Source organism: uncultured Thiothrix sp. (genome assembly GCF_937873765.1).
Classification (GTDB): domain Bacteria; phylum Pseudomonadota; class Gammaproteobacteria; order Thiotrichales; family Thiotrichaceae; genus Thiolinea.
Genome location: NZ_CALMZC010000038.1, coordinates 22,169 through 40,690, shown reverse-complemented (window position 1 = coordinate 40,690; position 18,522 = coordinate 22,169). Strand labels below are relative to the sequence as shown.

The 18,522-nt window shown below is 45.3% G+C and carries 9 protein-coding genes; 3 read left to right on the top strand and 6 right to left on the bottom strand.

Annotation, left to right across the window (positions count from 1 at the left end):
* The first annotated feature begins 98 nt into the window (after nucleotides 1-98).
* On the top strand, nucleotides 99-830 hold the full coding sequence (locus Q0307_RS10475) for a helix-turn-helix transcriptional regulator (RefSeq protein WP_298660275.1): 732 nt from the start codon (nucleotides 99-101) through the stop codon (nucleotides 828-830).
* A gap of 117 nt (nucleotides 831-947) precedes the next feature.
* On the opposite strand, the gene Q0307_RS10470 is transcribed toward Q0307_RS10475, so the two are convergent.
* A complete protein-coding gene (locus tag Q0307_RS10470) occupies nucleotides 948-1,412 on the bottom strand; it encodes a cache domain-containing protein (RefSeq protein ID WP_298660273.1) in 465 nt (154 codons plus the stop codon).
* Nucleotides 1,413-1,717: 305 nt separating this feature from the next.
* Between Q0307_RS10470 and Q0307_RS10465 the strand changes: the two genes are divergently transcribed.
* Nucleotides 1,718-2,203 (top strand): DUF333 domain-containing protein, encoded by a 486-nt coding sequence (locus Q0307_RS10465; protein ID WP_298660270.1) that lies wholly within the window; start codon nucleotides 1,718-1,720, stop codon nucleotides 2,201-2,203.
* Between the two features lie 73 nt (nucleotides 2,204-2,276).
* Nucleotides 2,277-2,804 (top strand): alpha-ketoglutarate-dependent dioxygenase AlkB, encoded by a 528-nt coding sequence (locus Q0307_RS10460; protein WP_298660268.1) that lies wholly within the window; start codon nucleotides 2,277-2,279, stop codon nucleotides 2,802-2,804.
* A 61-nt stretch (nucleotides 2,805-2,865) separates the two neighbouring features.
* On the opposite strand, the gene Q0307_RS10455 is transcribed toward Q0307_RS10460, so the two are convergent.
* The 5 genes from Q0307_RS10455 to pbpC all read right to left on the bottom strand — a co-directional run bounded on the left by Q0307_RS10455 (nucleotide 2,866) and on the right by pbpC (nucleotide 18,507).
* Complete coding sequence (locus Q0307_RS10455; protein ID WP_298660266.1) at nucleotides 2,866-4,164, bottom strand: retron St85 family RNA-directed DNA polymerase; 1,299 nt, start codon at nucleotides 4,162-4,164, stop codon at nucleotides 2,866-2,868.
* 3 nt (nucleotides 4,165-4,167) lie between these two features.
* Complete coding sequence (locus tag Q0307_RS10450) at nucleotides 4,168-5,991, bottom strand: hypothetical protein (RefSeq protein ID WP_298660264.1); 1,824 nt, start codon at nucleotides 5,989-5,991, stop codon at nucleotides 4,168-4,170.
* On the bottom strand, nucleotides 5,988-12,437 hold the full coding sequence (locus Q0307_RS10445; RefSeq protein WP_298660262.1) for a HEAT repeat domain-containing protein: 6,450 nt from the start codon (nucleotides 12,435-12,437) through the stop codon (nucleotides 5,988-5,990). Before Q0307_RS10445 ends, Q0307_RS10450 begins: the two co-directional genes overlap by 4 nt.
* Before the next feature lie 9 nt (nucleotides 12,438-12,446).
* Nucleotides 12,447-15,629, bottom strand: a complete 3,183-nt coding sequence (locus Q0307_RS10440) for a BRCT domain-containing protein (protein WP_298660260.1) — start codon at nucleotides 15,627-15,629, stop codon at nucleotides 12,447-12,449.
* Nucleotides 15,630-16,107: 478 nt separating this feature from the next.
* Nucleotides 16,108-18,507 (bottom strand): penicillin-binding protein 1C, encoded by a 2,400-nt coding sequence (gene pbpC / locus Q0307_RS10435; RefSeq protein WP_298660258.1) that lies wholly within the window; start codon nucleotides 18,505-18,507, stop codon nucleotides 16,108-16,110.
* Nucleotides 18,508-18,522: the final 15 nt, after the last annotated feature.

Below are 18,522 nucleotides of genomic sequence, written 5' to 3'. Positions count from 1 at the left end.
CAGTATCGGCGAGATTAAACATCTAAAAAAGTGATATATTTCGATATTTATATCTCTAAAATAACTAAAAACTCTAGCTTGGCTAAAGGTACTACAAGATGGCACAGACTACTGAATTAATTGAAATGCTCAAGAAGCTGCTCAAACGACATAATAAAACCTATGCTGAAGTCGCCGTCTGTTTAGATTTGTCTGAAGCCAGCGTCAAACGCTTGTTTTCTGAACAAAACTTATCCTTACAACGCTTAGATACCATTTGTGCACTAATGGATTTAGAGATTTCTGATCTAGTGCGCGAAATGAGTTCCGAACAAATTCATACGATTAGCGAACTCAGCCATGATCAAGAAAAGGAAATCGCAGATGATTTGAATCTGATGATGATTACGGTTTGTGTGCTCAACCGTTGGAACTTAAAAGATATTCTTAAGCATTACCGCTTCACAGAACCACAATGTATTCGCTATCTTGCCCACTTAGACCGCTTACATATTATTGAATTACAGCCCGGCAACCGCATTAAGCTCCTGACCGCACCGAACTTCAAATGGCGAGAAAATGGCCCGATCATGAATCTGTTCCGCGCCAAAATCGAAAGCGAATATTTCCGTACCAACTTCGGCAAACGCAGCGAAAAATTAGTCGTGATGAACGGCATGCTCAGCGACACTTCTAATCAACTCTTCCAGCGCAAAATGGCACAGCTTGCCAAAGAATTTGATACAATGAGTAAAGAGGATTCAAGCTTGCCGATTGGTGAGCGTAAAGGCTCCACATTGTTGGTTGGCTTACGAGATTGGGATTATGAGCGCTTGTTTAGACAGCAGTGAGGAAGCTTTGAAAACTCATCAAGTCAATTCATACTAACAAAAATACCAAAAGATAGCAGTTGACCAGTGGCATGGGTTGTAAGAGAAACTTACAACCCGAAGACAATTAACTAAAGTCTACTTCTGTGGGTAAACACCAACGCCGCAGAAGAATCCTTTAGAATTTTTAATCACATAGCTTTTCTTGTCTTGTGGCTCAGTCCCACCGGGTAAAGGCCATTTGTAATCAACCCAGCCCTTACCTTCTGCGCTCATCGCAGTCGCTACCATTTTCTCGAAAGGTTTATCACCATATTTGTCAAAGCTCAGCATATCTGTGCCCACTAGCTCTTGCTTGAGCGCATGCGATAGCATTTTGCCCTTCTCGTCCATGCAGAACACATATAAATCCTTGTCTTGGAAACCGCCGTCTTTAGCTTTAAAAGTCTCGAAGGCTGCTTCGCCTTTTTCATCCACTAATTTAGCTGCTTTTTCGCTCATGGCTTGAGCTTCAGCTTCAGTGCCCATCTTAGCATCTTCCGCTACTACGGATAAACTTAAGGCCAATAAAGCGGCACCGATCACAGTACTCAATGATTTCATCGTTGGGACTCCTCCAAGAATAGATAAGCCAGCTCGTTGTTTGACACTCGGAAACTTACTGGCACTGTTTGTACACTATTTGCACAGCAAGGGATTTTAATTATTTTTTTTACGAATGCACTAAAAACGAACAAAAGATTTGTAAAGGAATGGTAAATCTAATAAGTATCATTAAATTAAAAGTGAAATCATTAAATTCAACTATCTCCAAGAGGTAGCTTGAGAGTTCTATCCTCTATTTATGGGATGCTGCATAGTCACTCTTGAATGCTAGACTATAATTTTTAACCAACGGAATCGGCTCTATGCGTATCAAACAGTCCATTTATTTGCTAGCTCTAACACTAGGCTTATTAGCGCAAATACATCCAGTACAGGCTTTGCCCAACCCTGCTGCGGCCAATTGTATTAAGCAAAGTGGTAAGTACAGCATCGTCGACACACCCGCTGGTCAAGTCGGTTACTGTGTATTACCTAATGGTACACGCTGTGAGGAATGGGCATTATTTCGTCATGAATGCCCTTTGCCTATTATTAAGCCGGGTAGCTATCAGCCTATTTCTGTTAAGGATAAACATGTCCAAAGTGCAGCAAGATTTGCAGTACAAACGCTTAGTCATCGCAAAGCTTCACTCAAGCGTATTTTGAAAGCGGAAGAACAAATAGTCGCTGGCAGAAATTACCGCCTCTTAATGGAGTTAAGCAATGGCAAACGCTATCAAGTAGTAGTTTTCAAACCACTTGCTAACAAGCCACTGAAATTAACCAGTTTTCAGCTACTACGTTCATAATCAAACTAAACCTATTATTTGGCCAATACACGGCTAACTTTTAGTAGCCGCCTAAAATGAATGCTCATGTATTATGAAAACGAAGACGCCTAATCTGAAAATTATTCCCGATTTTTTACCAAACGCTAGTGATTTGTTTCACTTAGTCATGCAAAAAGTTCAATGGGATGAACGGATGCGTGCGCGTAAAACAGCGAGCTTTGGAGTCTCTTATGATTATTCAGGAATAAGCTATCCAAAAATTTCTTTACCTACATTTTTAGAAGCGATTTGCCAAAAAATCGATCAAACCCTTGGCTTCTACCCAAATAACTGCTTATTGAACTATTACGTTGACGGTAATACTTCGATGGGTTTTCATTCGGATTCGTCCGTAGAATTAGCAGAAGGAACAGGCGTCGCAATTGTGTCTTTAGGCTGTGAGCGCAACATTATTTACCGTTTAAAAACCGATAGACAGCACGAAATCACTTATCCACTCCAATCTGGTGCCTTATTATACATGGGTAAAGACGTGCAAGAGGAGTGGTTACATGCGATTCCAAAACAGTTAAATGCTGGTGAGCGAGTGAGCTTGACGTTCCGACAACTAGTTAAATAGTAGCTAGGCTGTCTAGTTTACGCTTAAATGTGACTTTGTTTTTACCCTAAAAACACCTAATCTATGTCCCTTGAACTTGCTGTAACTGTCCCAACAAACTCGTACCTAAGTCCCGATCCGTCATGGCGATATAAGCCGCGTAGCCACGCAAACGCTGGATACTTTCACCTTCTGGCAAAGCTTTGCCCTGCCTTAGATTATGCACAGCGGCACGCATTTGTCGCTTCAAGGCGCGGCTGACCCGTGGCGCTTGCTCGCCATTCACGACTAAGCCGGTCACTGCCTGCACATCGCCTTGGCGAATCACCCGTGTTTTCTTTTCGTTCAACTCAAAACCTTCTTCGCCTAACACCCGTTTGAGCGTGCCTAATAAACGACTAATTTCTGCTGGGTTTTTGCTAGTCGTAGGCAAGCTAAAAGTTAAATCATCCGCATAGCGCGTATAACGCCAGCCTGCTTTATGGGCAAAGCCTGTTAAACGTCTGTCCAAACGTAAACACAGCGCATTCGTTAAAGCTGGACTAGTCGGTGCACCTTGCGGCAAGCAACGCTCAGCGAGTGCCACATAAACTTGCTTGCCTTCATGTTCAACGATTTCCCGTGGGGATTCGGTACAAAGTAAAGCTAACAGCGTGGCAATTTGTTCTGGATAACCAGCTTTACGAAATACGCCTTTGACACGCCTCCAGCTAATACTTGGGAAGAAATTTTCAACATCGACCTTTAACAACATTTGGCTATTGATGTGCTCCGCTGCATTGCTGACAATTGAGCGTCCAGTGATAAAGCCATGAGCCGAACCATGCACCACTAAGCGCTCAAGAATTTCGTGCAATATCCAATGTTGAGCTTGCTTTAATTTCGGCAAAGGTGCCCAAATCGCCCGCATTCCACCGGAGCGCTTGGGAATTTCAAAACGGGTATAATGACTGTGCTCAGTAACTTCACGTTGATAACACAGCCAACGTAATTCATGTACTGAAAGCTTCAAGGCTTCGCAGAGCTGTGCGACTTTAGTAACGGCCGGCAATTGATTTTCCAGTAAGCGCTTATAGGCATTGGGTAAATCCCATTGATCTTCGCTAGTATCATCCGTCCAATAAATGCCTTCGCCTAAATGTACAATATGCTTGGACTTGTACGCTTGCCACGCTTCTTTATTCAGACGGCGTTGTTCGGTAGCTTCTTTTTTCAGCTCTTGGCGGTATTTTTCTAATTCAGTTTTCGACAGATTATCAGTTGGACGACGTGACACCATGAAGCCATTTTTTTGCATTTGCTCGCGCACATAAGCATTGACGCTACCGGCTTTTTCAATCGCTTGCCAAATTTGTTCGTAACGAGTCAAGGTTTCACTCATATTTTAGCCCTCAATAAAGCCGCTGGCTTCCAATTGCGCGATTTTGCCTAGATACGCATGACGCGCTTCCTGCACGGAATTGAAGGCGAATTGCTGTTGTTTGGGTTGCTGATTGACTTCGCGGCTAATCAATAAGCGCTTTTGATTTAAAGTCACTTGAATTTGCTCAGGTTGCTGCTTATGCCGACGAGTGAGTAAGCGCGTTTCTTGGGTAAGCAAATTCAGATCGCGATTGCCTAGTTGCGCTGCATAAGCAATCCGTAGCGCAAGCAAATGGCTGCATGCACCTTGACTCAAGCCATGAGTCATAATTTGATGACAAGAACAAGCCGCTTTACTGATTTGACCCTCTTCGGTAATTTTCAGTTTAGCGAGGTATTCGCGCTTATCTTCCTTCACGGTAATTTCTGCGGAAATCTCGGTGCCTTCCAATGGAATCACATTAATCTGCAATGGGCTGATGGCTTTTTGGCGCGCGACTAAATCATAAGCGAGCTTTTCAGCCGGATGGCGGAACTGGAAGTGTGCCATCTCTAGTGGCCTCTCAGTGAGCGGACGATAGCGATAGACATCATGGGCGAGATCAAAAATCACCAACCCTTGTTGGCTAGCTTGTTGTAGCGCAGTGCGGCAAGTCTGCTCGTTAAATTTAGTCGCTTGCATTAGATCCTCTAAAGTCGAAACATAGACCTGTTTCAGTTGATCCACCACAGTTTTCAACTCAGCCACGGTGTCAGTACGGCGTGGTAGCAGTAAATCAAAATTCAACGCTTGCGCCCAATTACTAGCCGTAAAGCCCGTTATCGCCAGCGTCAAACTCATACCCTTACCACCTAAGATCCAGAAGCTTGGCATGCCATTGCCTAAAACTTGTACTTCAATCGTTTCAGCAAAAGGTAAACAACGCTTCAACAAGCTCAAACGTCGGCGCCCCCATAAACGAATCACTTTCGCTTGCTTACCCTGATAAGCTTCAGCACTGCCCTCGATCACCCAATCATTCGGCTCTAACACTAAGCGTGGTTGCTGATGCGGCACAAGCTCAATCCGCAAACCGCGTTTTTTGCCTTTAATATCGGCATTCAAGCGCAAATAACGCAGCACGTTGTACAGATCAATCGGCTTTAAGAAAAAGGTATCACTCGGCAATTGCGCAGCAGATTGGACTTGTAATAAGCCACGAATCCAAGTTGGTGGCACTTGAATACGCTTCTCGATCACTTCGGTATTGGGCAGGGCTGCTGCCGTTTCGGTTTTAAAACTTACTGCCTCTTTACCAACTGCAAAATGAGTAGAACGGAAGCTACGAATTTGTTCAATACCTTGCGCGAGTTCTTGGCTAAAATCGATATTGGTAGTACCAAATTGAGTTTCACCTTGCGCATCAAAAAACTCATTATCTAAGGCAAGTGAGGCATAACAGCCTTCATCTTTGCTAAAGACTTCGAGCAATAGGCCGTCTGGATGCACACTAACAATTGGGTCAAGCATCAACCAAGCTTGCGGATCATTGCGTAACAACCAATCAAAATAAGCCCGATATGCCTTCGCTAAACCTTGATTTCGCGAACTGCGGCGCATTTGCATAAAGGCCTCATAAGCGGCGCGATCTTTCGGTATATAGCGATAGTCGCTACTAACAATCGCAAATAAAGTGGCTAGACTTTCCCGAAAAGCTAGTGGCTCTTTGATGCGTGCACTAAATTGCACCGTATCGCGTTCGAGGTGTGTGAATAGTTGCAGCGCATCAGCGTGAAAATCACTAGGCTGTTGATAGCGCAAGGTAAAGCGCTCAGTGGTTTGAACTGGCGTTATTTCAGTATTCATGCAACTACTCCTGTCGAGGCTTTTGCTTGGCTACGCTGCCAGCGGCGCAAGGCACGATAGGCAGCTCTGCCAATATCGGCATCCTTAGTCGTATCTTTAAGCATTTGTAAAGCGCTTGCGGCTTCCGGTGTAATAATCCGCGCTAAACCTTCAATCGCGCCCAAACGCAAGATTTCTTGTTGCTGAGAGTCATTGGCAATCTGCACCAAAGTTTTTACTTCGTGTTTAGCGATCAGAATAGGTAAGACCTGAGCCTGATGCGCTGAGCTGGCCGCTGCTGCAGATAAAGTGTTTGCGAACGTATCCTGCATTAAGGTTTCCGGTTGGGCGAGTAACTGCTGCCAATCAACCTGTGCTTTCGGTTGATGCATCGCCAATAATTGATTCGTTAAGCTACGGACTTGCAAAACTGGCGAAGTTTTTAGGCCACTTAAGACCTCTAATAATGCCTTAACGCTAAGCTTATCAACGGCTAATAGCGCGGTCAGAATCTGCACTTGGAAACCACGCTCAGACTTCTGTTCAGTCGTCAGCAATTCTAGTAAAAGGGTAGGCTGTAGGTTTTGCTGCACCAGTGTCCAGAGTAATTGATTTAAGGTTTTGCCTAAGGCGTGGGCTGTCATTTGCCGCTTATAATCATCCAGTTTTTGTTCTGCGTGCTGTGAGGCGGTTTGCCAACGCCTAAAATGGCTTTCAAGTGCATGCTCCAAACTAGTTGCTAAGGTTTTAGTGACCTTGTTCATACGCCCTATTAAGCGCGCAACCAATTCCACGACTTCTGGTTTCTGCGCGGTTAATAAATCCTGTAACTCATCCACTTGGTAATCACTGCGATCCAACAAACCTTGACCTAAAGCGCTGATAATATGTTGTGCATAAGCAGGATCATCCGGCACATAATCCTTAGCAATCAAGTCTAATAAGATTGCGGTTGGTGCTGTCTTGACAAGCCGCTCCAGAAGTTTTGGATCGGTTTGCGGGCAATGACTCTGTAGGAGGGCATAATCTACCTCAGTGGCGGTATTAGGCTCTGCTTTCCATAGTAAGCGCGCGGTATTGAAGGCCGCCTCAATCACACCATTATCGGCCGGCTCTTCGCGCAAAAGTTTCAGCAAGAAATTACGGGTGGCTGCGGTATCGCGGTATTGCAACAAACTCACTGCATGTACACGGTAATCACTATAGCGTGTACCATCAGCAGCATAATCTTGCACCAGCGTCCAAGCGGCTTGTGTATTTAACCAGCGCAAGCCATTCAAAGCATGCTTGGCTAAGTCAGAGAAATATTCGGCATTCCATAAGCGTGATTTAATCTGCTTAAAGATACGTTCGCCTTGCTCACCTTGACCTAAATGCCCAATAGCTTCAATCGCGGCTTCGTGTAAGAAATGCTCTTGATCTTCGGCTAGTTTTAGTAATTTATCTAAAGCACGTTCATCACCCGATTGACCTAAAGCGAGAACGGCACGTTGGCGGAACTCATCATTTTTCTGATAATCCATTGCGGCCAGCAGAATACTAAAACCTTGCTGATGACCACTATTGGCTAAACCTTCTGCTGCTAAGAACTGTAGATCTAAATCTTTATGTGTGAGCATCGTCAGCAAGCCAGTTACTCGACCTTCACGCTTTAGAGCGCGGTGTGACATAGCTTGTAAAACGGGACGGAGTTGTGTGGTATCCAAAATCGGCAAGGTGTCGGCTAAAGCATTATCTGCGTCTTGGCTTTGTACCCAACCGAGTGGATAGGCTAAACGCACTGCCTCATCCAAATAATTCAAGCGAATCAAACTATTGAACAGTTGAATTAACAACGCTTCATGGCGTGGAAACTGTAAGTCTAACCAACGCTTATCCGCCGATTCACCCTTATAATCTGCAATCGGCTGATCAAAGCCGGTAAGAGTGACAAGTGTCTTAATAATCGCTTTAGCTTCTTTTGGCTGCTGTTCTAAGCGCTGCAATAGAGGCTTAAATACCTCAACTGGACGTTGACTGGCCATCACTTCATACGCTTGATTCAGCAAATCGGCGCTAAGAAATTCGGTATTGAGATAATGCACCAACCACTGTGCAGGTTCAGCACTGGGCAATAAACGTAGTGCATTCAATACCGTGCGTTTTTGGGCATCACTGCTCCGTTTAAATAAGCCGACTAAAGCATTGAAAGCCTGTGGATGCTTGTATTGGGCTAAGGTTTCAGCCGCTTTCATTGCAACTGCCAAGGTACTGTTGTTGCTCGCTTCGACCAATAAAGTGTGTACGCCTGCATCCGTATAATGAGCAGCTAATTCATTCACGACTTGTAGGCGCAAAGCTGGGTAATTGGACTCTAGAGCAAACGGAGCTACTTTCACCAAACCAAGATCGCTGCTATAGAGTTTCCACGCCTCAGGCGCAAGAACTTCATGATTGCTAGCAATCAGGGTTTGTAGCAATTGATGTGATTGTTTGATGGGATAGTGCTTAATCAGTAGTTCCAAACCTTTACGCGCAATATCACTGCGCGGTGAAGTTGTCGCGGTATTGCCTAAGAGCGCTAAATCTACTCCCATCGTTTGTAGGGTATCAAAAGCAAATAAACGTATTTCGACTTGCTCATGGTTTAGCAAGGTCAGGAAGCTACTCACCACACTGGCATGCAAAGTTTGATCGCGCTGCGCCAAATCTTGTAGGCTACGCAAAGCCTTTAAGCGTGCTGCTTGCAAATTATCTTGCCGCACCAAACCTAAATAAGCGCCAAAAGCCCGTTGATTCCATGCCGCTTGCTCAGGCTTCGCAAGAGCAGGTTTGACGACTTTCGTTTCAGCAGCCTTGACCTCCTTGTCAAAACGCTTACTGAAAGCCTCAAAGTGTAATTGCCACTCTTTGCCCGTCATACCCGTCAAGCGCACTAAAATATCTAGCAAATAAGCTTTTAAATGCCCACTGCCGTAAACCAAAATCGCAGCAATCTGCTGTAAACTCGCGCTACTGAGATTCCAGCACTTGTCTTGATCTTTGCCATCTAAACCTTGTTGCTGTTGCAGCCATCGTTCTACATAAGCCCAGCGTGCGTCTTCATCACTATAACGCACCAGTAAATCCGCACAGAATTGCTGCAATGCAGGCTGGTTTAAGCTCAAAGCCCAAGTGCTTAATTCAGGCTCATCACCATGCAAGAGAAACTCATGACTCACTAGAGCTAATACACTGGGAATAAAGCTGGCCTCGCTTTGCAGGAAGCTTTGTAGATTGAGTGGTGTAGAGGGTTCCAAGGCTAGTTGAGCCGCCAAACGCTGCTGCACACTTAAGTGCTGTTCGACTAATTTTTTTTCTGCTAAGACGACTTTAGCTTGTGGTTCGCCGAGTAAGGCTAAGGCAAAACCTGCATTTACACGTACTACGGGGCGTTCATCGGCCTGTAAGTCTAATAAAATGGGCAGTTGTTCAGTACTCACTACATAAGGCAAAGCTTTAGCAGCTACTTCCACTAAGGTGGTATATTTTGACTGCAAATAAGCATGAATCGTCGGGAAAGCTTGCACTTGTGCGGTGGAGGCTAAGCATGCCAACGCTTGTGAGCTAATACGTAGCCATTGTTCTTGTTCCGCTTTGATGCTGGGTTCAGGGCGGGCGAGTAAGTTTTCCAAGGTTTTGAAGGCTTCTGGATTGCCCCATTTCACTAAAGCATTTGCAGCAGTGACTTGCACATCTGCATAGGGGCTAGTTAAAGCCTGCAACAAAGCACTTGGCTGACCCGCATCGACCAATAATTTAATCGCTAAATTGCGTAAAGAGTCGTGCTCATCAGTTAGCAAAGCTGGTAAATGCGTTTGATTTGCTTTACTTGGATTCTTTTGGATATAGACCAAGGCTTCACCTTGCACATCAGCAAAGGGACTGTTGATTGCAGCGGCTAAAGCAGTTTGGGTATCGATGCGTTTCTTTTCGGTTAAAGCAAATTGTAAGGCTTGCAGACGCACACTGGCAAAGCGATTATGAAATAACTCGAATAAGAGTGGCTCAACCCAAGCTAACGGCGGCAAGACTCGCGCTTTAGCTAAAACCTCCAGCAACACTTCACGATGTAGATTCTCATAACGACTGGTGAGCAATAAGCGTAAGGTATCCAGTTCTGAACCACCTAGTTGCCGATTCAAACAAGTCTTCAAGGTTTCTTGGCGAATGGGTTCAAATGGATCATTCAGGGCGAGTTGCAGTAAATGTAAGGCTCGTTCTGCGTCATGATTGTGAACCACTGGTTCAGTATTTTTACTACCCAGTAAAGCTGATTTCAGCGAACCTAATAAGGATTTTTTCGGCTTTTCGTCCGCTTCCGGTTCGGCCAACACATCGAGTAAGCTTTTTAAGCTACGCGCATGAATATCTTGGTGTTGTGAGGCAAAGCCCCGTTCTGCAGTTAAGAGCGGATTGGCTTGAAGTTTTTGCAAAGCATTGAAAGCCGCATCACGCACTTCGGGTGCTTGGTCATTCAAGAGGATTTCTAAGCTGGGAATGCTATCGGCTTGATTCAGCCAAGCAAAAGCACGCCCGACACCGGCACGAATTGCAGCATTCGATTCTTGGCTTAAAACCAGCAAGATACCGAAAGCCCGTTGATCTTGCAGTACGGCTAACGCAAACGCTGCTAAGAAGCTAATATCCGCATGGCGATTGCTCATACCTTGTAGTAGTACATTATAATCGGCGAATGCTAAGGCTTTAATGAGTTTTGCCGTGTCTTTGCTAGAAACTTTAATAGCTTCGGCGGGTTTAGCGGTGCCATCGCTGAGTAACTCAAAATCCTCTAGCTCTTGCAACTGACGTGCTAAATCCGGCTCTAGTGCTTTTAGTGCTTGAGTTAAATTTGCTTGGCTTAGAATTGCAACCAAAAAGGCGGTATGCCGGAGGTTCGCATCATTCGCTGGCTGGGCGAGCAATAAAGCACGTTGTACCTCCATCTCTTGCAATAAATTCCGCTGATACAAGCGAATCAAGGCAGCGCGTTGTAAGTCAGGTTGTGGAATGCTTAAAGCTTGTAGGGAGGCTTTGGGCGAGTTGCCATACACTGTTTCGAGCAGACTCAAGGCTGTTAAGCGTAAGATGCCCTGTTTATGACTGAGTGCTTGTACCAGCATTTGTTCCGCACGTGGCTGTTCATGAGCCAGCGATGCCAATACCTTTAAGGCTTCTTTGCCAATATCAAGTTGATTAGTCGCAAGTGCTACTTCATAAGGGCGTAAATCATCCGCTGCCACTTTGCCTTCCCAAGCTTTAAAAGCCTGCAGGCGCACCGTATCATGGCGTGTATCTTTGGTGGCTGCTTCTAACAAACTTAAAGCCCGTGGATGCTTAGCTTTAGCCACCAGCTTAATCATTTGCTCACGTAAACTACGGTCTTGCTCAGTTTTAAGCTGATTATCTAATAAATCGAAAGCGCGTTTATCATCATACTCAGCCAATAATCCTAAGGCTTTTTCACGCTCTAAGGGATCGGTGCGACTAGCAAACTCTTTCGCCCAAGCATAGCCATCATTAATCGTAACTTTGATTTCGCCGAATTTTTCTTCTTCCGTTAAACCGACAATCGTTAAAGACGCATCTATACCGGCAACTAACAAAGCGGGTTTATCTAAATAGTGAATCAAGCTCAGATAGGCAATATTCGGTAAACCTTGTTTTAACGTCGTCGGTTGACCGCCGCTATACGCCCAAACTTTTACGCTTTTATCATGCGCACCCGTGAATAAGCGTTCTTTGCCGAGTAACAGTGCACTAATGGGGAGCTCATGATTACTACTCTTGCCTTTGTCTAAAGGCTGTAAACTGCCGCGTGCATGCGTCAAAAATAGTTTTTTATCCGCACCTGCCGAATAGAATTGCAACTCATTGGGGGCAAATAACAAGGCGGTCACTTGCCCTTGATGTACTGCCCCTTCGCTGGATAAAACAAATTCGCTGGTGAGCGTTTCAGCGTGATAAACCGCGACCTTACCTTGGCGGAAACCGATTACGAACCATAAACCATCCGGGCTACTTGCTAAGGTAGTGGCAACATCAATCTGCTCCAAGCTTTGCGCAATACTATTGGTTTTTAAATCAATAATATGGACTTGCTTGGCTTGCAAGACGGCTAATCGGTTCTGTGCTAATAAAGCGAGTGCTAAAACTGCAGTTTGACTGAAGTCTAAGTTGCCTAAAGCTTTAACTTTGCCTTCTTTCAAGGCGCTGCTATAGAGCCTGCCGTCCGTACCCGCCAGCCAAATTTGTTCGGCGTTCCCGATTAAAGCGGTAGCGCTGCAAGGCAAGGCTTCGCGTTGTAGATTGGTGTATTCAGTACTGGTATTTAAACGATACAGTTCAGTCGCTTGGTTTTCAGGATGTTGGGTGACAAAAACACTCTGGCTTCCATAGCTCACTAAGCCCTGAATTTGACCACGATAGGTATGCAGTAAATGAATCATCGCGCTTCCTTATACCGCCAAAGCAGGGTGGGTGGTTTGTAAACGAATCACTGCAACCAAACAGGCTGCTTGCTCCATGCGCCCCTTCGAGCGAGTGAAGTTCTTAAATAGCGGCAGCACTAGTTGCGCAAACTCTACATCCTCTAACGCGACATCACGGAAGGTTTCTATTAACGCCTTCTTAGCTTGGCTGGCCGACAAAGGTTTAAGGCGCGTCTTTAAACGCTCAGTGCTCATGCGTCCGGGGGGAAGTTCATACAACCAGCGACGTAACAACTGTTGTAATGATGCATGATCCGCTGGCAAATTATCCGGGTGTTTTGGTAAACCACTGCCCAGTTTTTTCAAAGCAGCTTCACGCTTAGCGTGATCAAGGCTACTTAAATTTGCCATGACAGGTAAACTCGGTTTCCAATGAGCAGTGGTGGAATAACGGCGATACAGTGCCCACAAGATTCGCACCACAAAGCTACGTAATTCTCGATCAGGGCTTTCAGTGAGTTGAAACAGCGCTTCAGGTAATTGAAACTTTTCATACTGTTGAATCAATTGCATCCCTAATTGACGCGTATGCGCTGAACGCGTTTCACAGAAACTATAAACCTCACTCGCAGGCAATAAACTCGCATCTAAACGATAGCGACGATTTTCTTGGTTGGCTTCCTCAGTGAGGGCTTTACTGACAAACTCACGCACATCACTGTATTTCGATTCAGTTAAAACTATTAAATCAGCAACACTCGGATTCCAGCGTACAAACTCATACTGAGCATAATCCAAAGCCAGATTGCGTAACGGCGGATTAGCATGATTAAACAACGGTTTAAACTGCTTGAAAGTTGCGAAACTATGCGGAATTTCACTACCCGGATCAACTGGCCGGTCAGTCAACTTCAGACATAATTCAGGGTGGTGATAACGCAAATAGTGAATCGCAAACTTGCTAATCGGTGTATCCGGCTTATCTACTGCCATCGACCAGAGTGTTTTGCAGCCTTCCAAGCTGGTATCTTCGGAAAACTCGCGTTGCTCACCCGCGAGCATCTGCAAGAAAGCCGTCTCAGAAATAATTTTGATGCTCGCCCCATCCGCAATTAGCTTTTCCGCGCTAACTTGCTTGCTACCTTTGCGGCCATTGCCATAGAGCGGCGAACCTTCATCTCCAATGACTAAATAAGCTAATTTGGCATTCACACTGCCCGCATTTTTGCCATTCGCAGCCGTGACCTTCGCTTCTGCTTCACCACGCGTCATCGTGCTGAGCTTGCCAGTGAATAAGAAGGTTTTCTGCTCTAAATCAATAGCTTTGTCGTTAGCAAGAGTTTCACTCATAGCAGAGCTAGCGGCTTGTGTGGGGGCGAAGTCGGCGGGTGTAAACGCCTTGATCATTAATTTCACTGCGAAATCGTGATAAGCCACTTCTTCGCGATTTACCAATTTCATCAGCCATTCAAAGCCCATATCAGTGGGTGAGAAACGGCGTACATCCAATAACCAACTGCGCACTTGCTCAGCGAGACTCGCATCAAAACTCAGGTATTTTGTCCAAGGCAAATTCGACTGACGCAAATTCTGAATAAAGGGATGCGCATACCAATCGACTTCATAAGCCAGTGCTTGATAAAAATCGAGGGGCAATTGGCGAGTTTTGATGAGATCGTTTTGCAGCCATTCACGGAATTTCCACGTCAAGAACGGATGAAACAACGCGGTTTGAATAAACTCCGTTGATAGCTCTTTTAACTCTAATTGAACCAGTTGAGTAAGTGCGAAATCAGCGACTTCACGGTGCTCATCATTATTCGTATCAAGCTGTTCTAAAATGCCTTGAAAATAAGCCGTACCTAGAGTTTTGAGCGGATGCCATTCTAATAAATATTTTTTGGCAAATTTCAAACCAGCGCTCGAACTTAAGAGCAGTGGCTGGAACCATTCAGTACTTAATTCTTTGCGACCAAAATGCTTACGTAACGCTTCTTCAGCAAATTCATAATAATTAGGCAGGGCAAGCAGTTGCCCCCAAGCCTCTAAGCCAAGCTCCCTACGTGGATCTCGCTCGCTAATTAATTGTCGAACCAGCTTAGCTAAGTCAGCATTGGGCTTCAGAGCTAAACGCAATAGCTCACTCACTGGCAAATCCCGCGCCTGCGCTTTCACATAGTGAATCGCGTAATTCAGTGCTTCTGAGTCTTGCGACTCCAACAGACCAATCACAATCGTATGCAAGCCTAATTTACGGAATTGCTGTTGTTCTAACTTGGGCGAGTTCTGTAATAGCCAAACGATAAAATTATCAATCACTGTACTGCGTACTGGCAAATGAGCTAAATCAATCAACCATTGGACTTCGACATCACGCAAGATCACGGCGAAATCTGTTTTGAGTGCATCACAAGCAAATTTCCGAATAGGTTCAGCCCGCGCCATACTTAATAAACGCAATAAAGGCTCAGGTGAGCGCTGCCAAGCTTCTTTGAAAGCACGCTTGTCTAAGAGATTAGTTTTTGGCGAAATATAGCCAAACTGGGCAGAACCATACGCATGGGTTTCATGATAGAAAATATGCTTAGCTATCCATGTTTGCTGCCAATGGGTATCATCGGTATAGGCTGCTAAAAAGTGGCTAGCTGCTTCTGGATAGACCACTGGTAGCGTTTGTCCCAATTGCCGCAAATAACGCCAAGCGCGACGGCGCATATACAACAAAGTAGCCCTACTAAACTCGGGCTTGATTGCCATATCACAGCGTGCAGCAAGTGCCCCTAAGAGCGGGTAATCATTGCTAGCCTCAGCCGCTTTGAAAATATGTTTTAGTGCACGCCACGGGCCATACACAAGCGGAATTTTAGTGATTACTTCCAATAAGACATGCCGCGCATACAGGCTTTTATCAGTCCACAACAGCAGAATGATTTTGTGTAATTTCAAGCGTTCGGCTAAAGGTAGTTCAGCATCCTCAGCCTCCAATAAACGTATTTGCTCTACACGCCATGCCTGTTGCTCTTCGGTCGGTTTAGCTAAGAAACTTGGACTGAAAATCGTATTCAGGAATTTTTGGAAGGTAAGCGCCTCAGAGCGAATCGGTTTATCGGGTACAGGATCGGGCTGGCTTGCGAGGGTAATTATATAATCGACTAAGGCAGGGTCTTTGGATGCCCAAGCTTTTTCAATATCAGAGAGGGTAAGTTGCATGGATATTGACCCCTGCTTTATTCAAGATCTGAGAATAGGGAAAACGGTAATCATTAAGCCGCATCGCTGTTGGTGCTTATTATTATCTAGGCTTATTTAGGCTTAAAACGAAGGGGATACGAGATCCCCTTAGCTTGCTGAAAAAATCTACCTTATTACCTGGTACATGGAAGACTCACTGACTCGCGCCCTAGATAACGTGCCGGTGACGGTACGAAATTGCGAAGGCGCGATTGACCCAGCTCGTACCGTCACCGGCACGTTATCTAGGGCAATAGCGAGGCTGAAACAGTCTTCCTTGTGCTGCTATGCTCGGTTTAATTCACAGGTGGCGCAACGCCAACCGGATCCGAAGATCAAACGCTAGACTTTTCATAGACAAAATTGTAGTCAATACGCTTAAAAACACAATCATCAATTAATTTTATTTATTAAAAAATTTTAAAATTTAATTGTTTATCTAAGTAACTGCTTAGTTTTACTGAGATTTAGCTTCATGCACTAAAACTTCAAAGCTACGTTCGATCCGATTACCGGCTTCGTTAACTACCACTAATCGGTGTTTTCCTGCCGCTGGTTGTGCTGCTAACTGATGGAAATGTTGAGTAGTCCCTAAAAATTGATTATCCAAATGCCAATATAACAAAGCTTCGGGGTGTGTTGGTATGGCACGGAAGACCAGCTCACCTAATTTGCCATCGATCTCGCGTGGCAAGTAAACCTGTGTACCTTCTTGTGGATAAATCAGGCTGAGAGCATCTACCTGATTCACTAGCTCAGCGACACAATCTGCTCGCCATGCAGGTAAAGGTTGATAATCGGCATGATATTGCTGGTAGTAATGTGCCTGATCCGGCGGCAAAACAAACCAATCTCGCGTTTGCATCGTAACGACCGACTCACAATCACTATTTACGCGCCACTGTTGGGTAGCATCGAGATAAATGCGCTGATGATAGGGCGTAATACGCGCAAAGTGGCTACTTGTTGGCACTTTCACTGTTTTAGTCGCACAAAAACCATTGCTTAGATAGCCATCATCTCGACAGATATTTATGTCAGTGAGTTGGGCATCTGGTCGTTGAAACCACCCCTTACTTGGTGGCAGAAAATTAAAGGTATTGAATAAAATGGGTGCTGCACTTTGAGTACCGGTTAAACCAGCACGCCCTTCGCCATTCGCATTCCCGACCCATACGCCTACGGTATATTCAGGCGTAGTACCAATCGCCCAAGCATCGCGCTGTCCATAGCTAGTACCTGTTTTCCAAGCCACTTTACGGCTACTGCTAAATTTATCCCAATAACCTTCATCCCCCGGACGCGCTACCCCTAAGAGTGAGTCTAAAGTGAGCCATGCACTGGCGGCAGATAGAGTAGCTACGCGATTGGTAGGAGCAGCTTCTGTCTGCAAGCGTCGCCCTTGCTGCCAATAAGCTGGCTTATTCGATTGATCTTGAGCCAAATGCGCCAAATTTGCATAAGCTACTGTCAAATCCCAAAGTGAAGCTTCTGCACCCCCTAGTACTAAACTCAAGCCATAGTTTTGTGCCGAGCGTTGCAGATGCTGGAATCCCATCTGCCGTAAATACATCAAAAAAGGGTCTACCCCACGCAGGCTTAATAAATTCACAAAAGGAATATTTAACGAGCGTGCTAAAGCCTCACGTGCAGTCACGGCCCCATGATATTGACGATTGAAATTCTGCGGAGTAAACCCTGTATAATTCACCGGTACATCCGCGATTAGTGAATCCGGTAGGATTAAACCTTGCTCCAGCATATCGGCAAATAATAAGGGCTTGAGAGTACTTCCCGTACTGCGTGCGCGCTGCACGAGATCAATCGCATGGCCCTGTTCGGTGCGATAGTCCATAGCAGGACGATTGCCGATGTAAGCTAGGGTTTCCATGCTGCGATTATCCAGCACTAAAATCGCTAGATTCTGAATACCTTCTAAGGCTAATTGCTCACCCGTGCGTTGCGCTAAAGTGCTTAATTGCTGCTGCAAGGTTGCATCTATGGTGCTACGAAAGCGTTCACCTTGCGGATAGCGTAGTGCTAAGGTATCAAGTAAATGGGGTGCTAAGCGTGGCAATAAATGGGGTGCTTCCGGTAAAGGTTCTGCTAAAGCTAGTTCATAATCAAGCTTAGATAGTGCTTTGACCTCATATAAGCGTGCTAGCAAGCGATTACGCTTTTGCAGTAATTGACCACGATTTCGTCCGGGATGAATCAAAGCTGGATTATTGGGTAATACCGCAAGCATCGCTTGCTCAGCCCAAGATAAATGCTCAGGGTCACGCGCAAAATAACGCCAAGCTGCTGCCTCTAAACCGACGACATTGCCGCCAAAGGGTGCATGACTGGCATAGAGCTGTAAAATTTCATCCTTGCTATACACAGACTCTAAGCGCCAAGCACGAAATAATTCTACTAGTTTTTCCACGAAGGTACGGGGCGGGTTGCCACGTGCAATCCGAATCACCTGCATGCTTAAGGTGCTAGCACCACTAACAATGCGTTGCTGGTGTAGATTGTCATAGGTCGCACGCAGCAACGCTAACATATCTACCCCACGGTGCTCGCGAAAGCGCCGATCCTCGAATTGAATTAAAGCCTGTGCAAATTTATCAGGAACTTTCTCAATCGCAGGAAAGCGCCATTGTCCATCATCCGCAATATGGGCACTGAGTAAACGCCCTTGTCGGTCAAGTATGACTTGAGAATGAGTTTTGGTAACGAGAGTAGTAGGGAGACTTTGGAAATACCACCAGTTAAAGCCAAAGCTTAATAAACCCAAACATAATGCGCCGAGTAGAAACTTGGCTAGTGTTCGGCGTTGAACACTAGCCAATAGGTTTGGCTGTTGAGCCATGATTTAGTCAGTTGG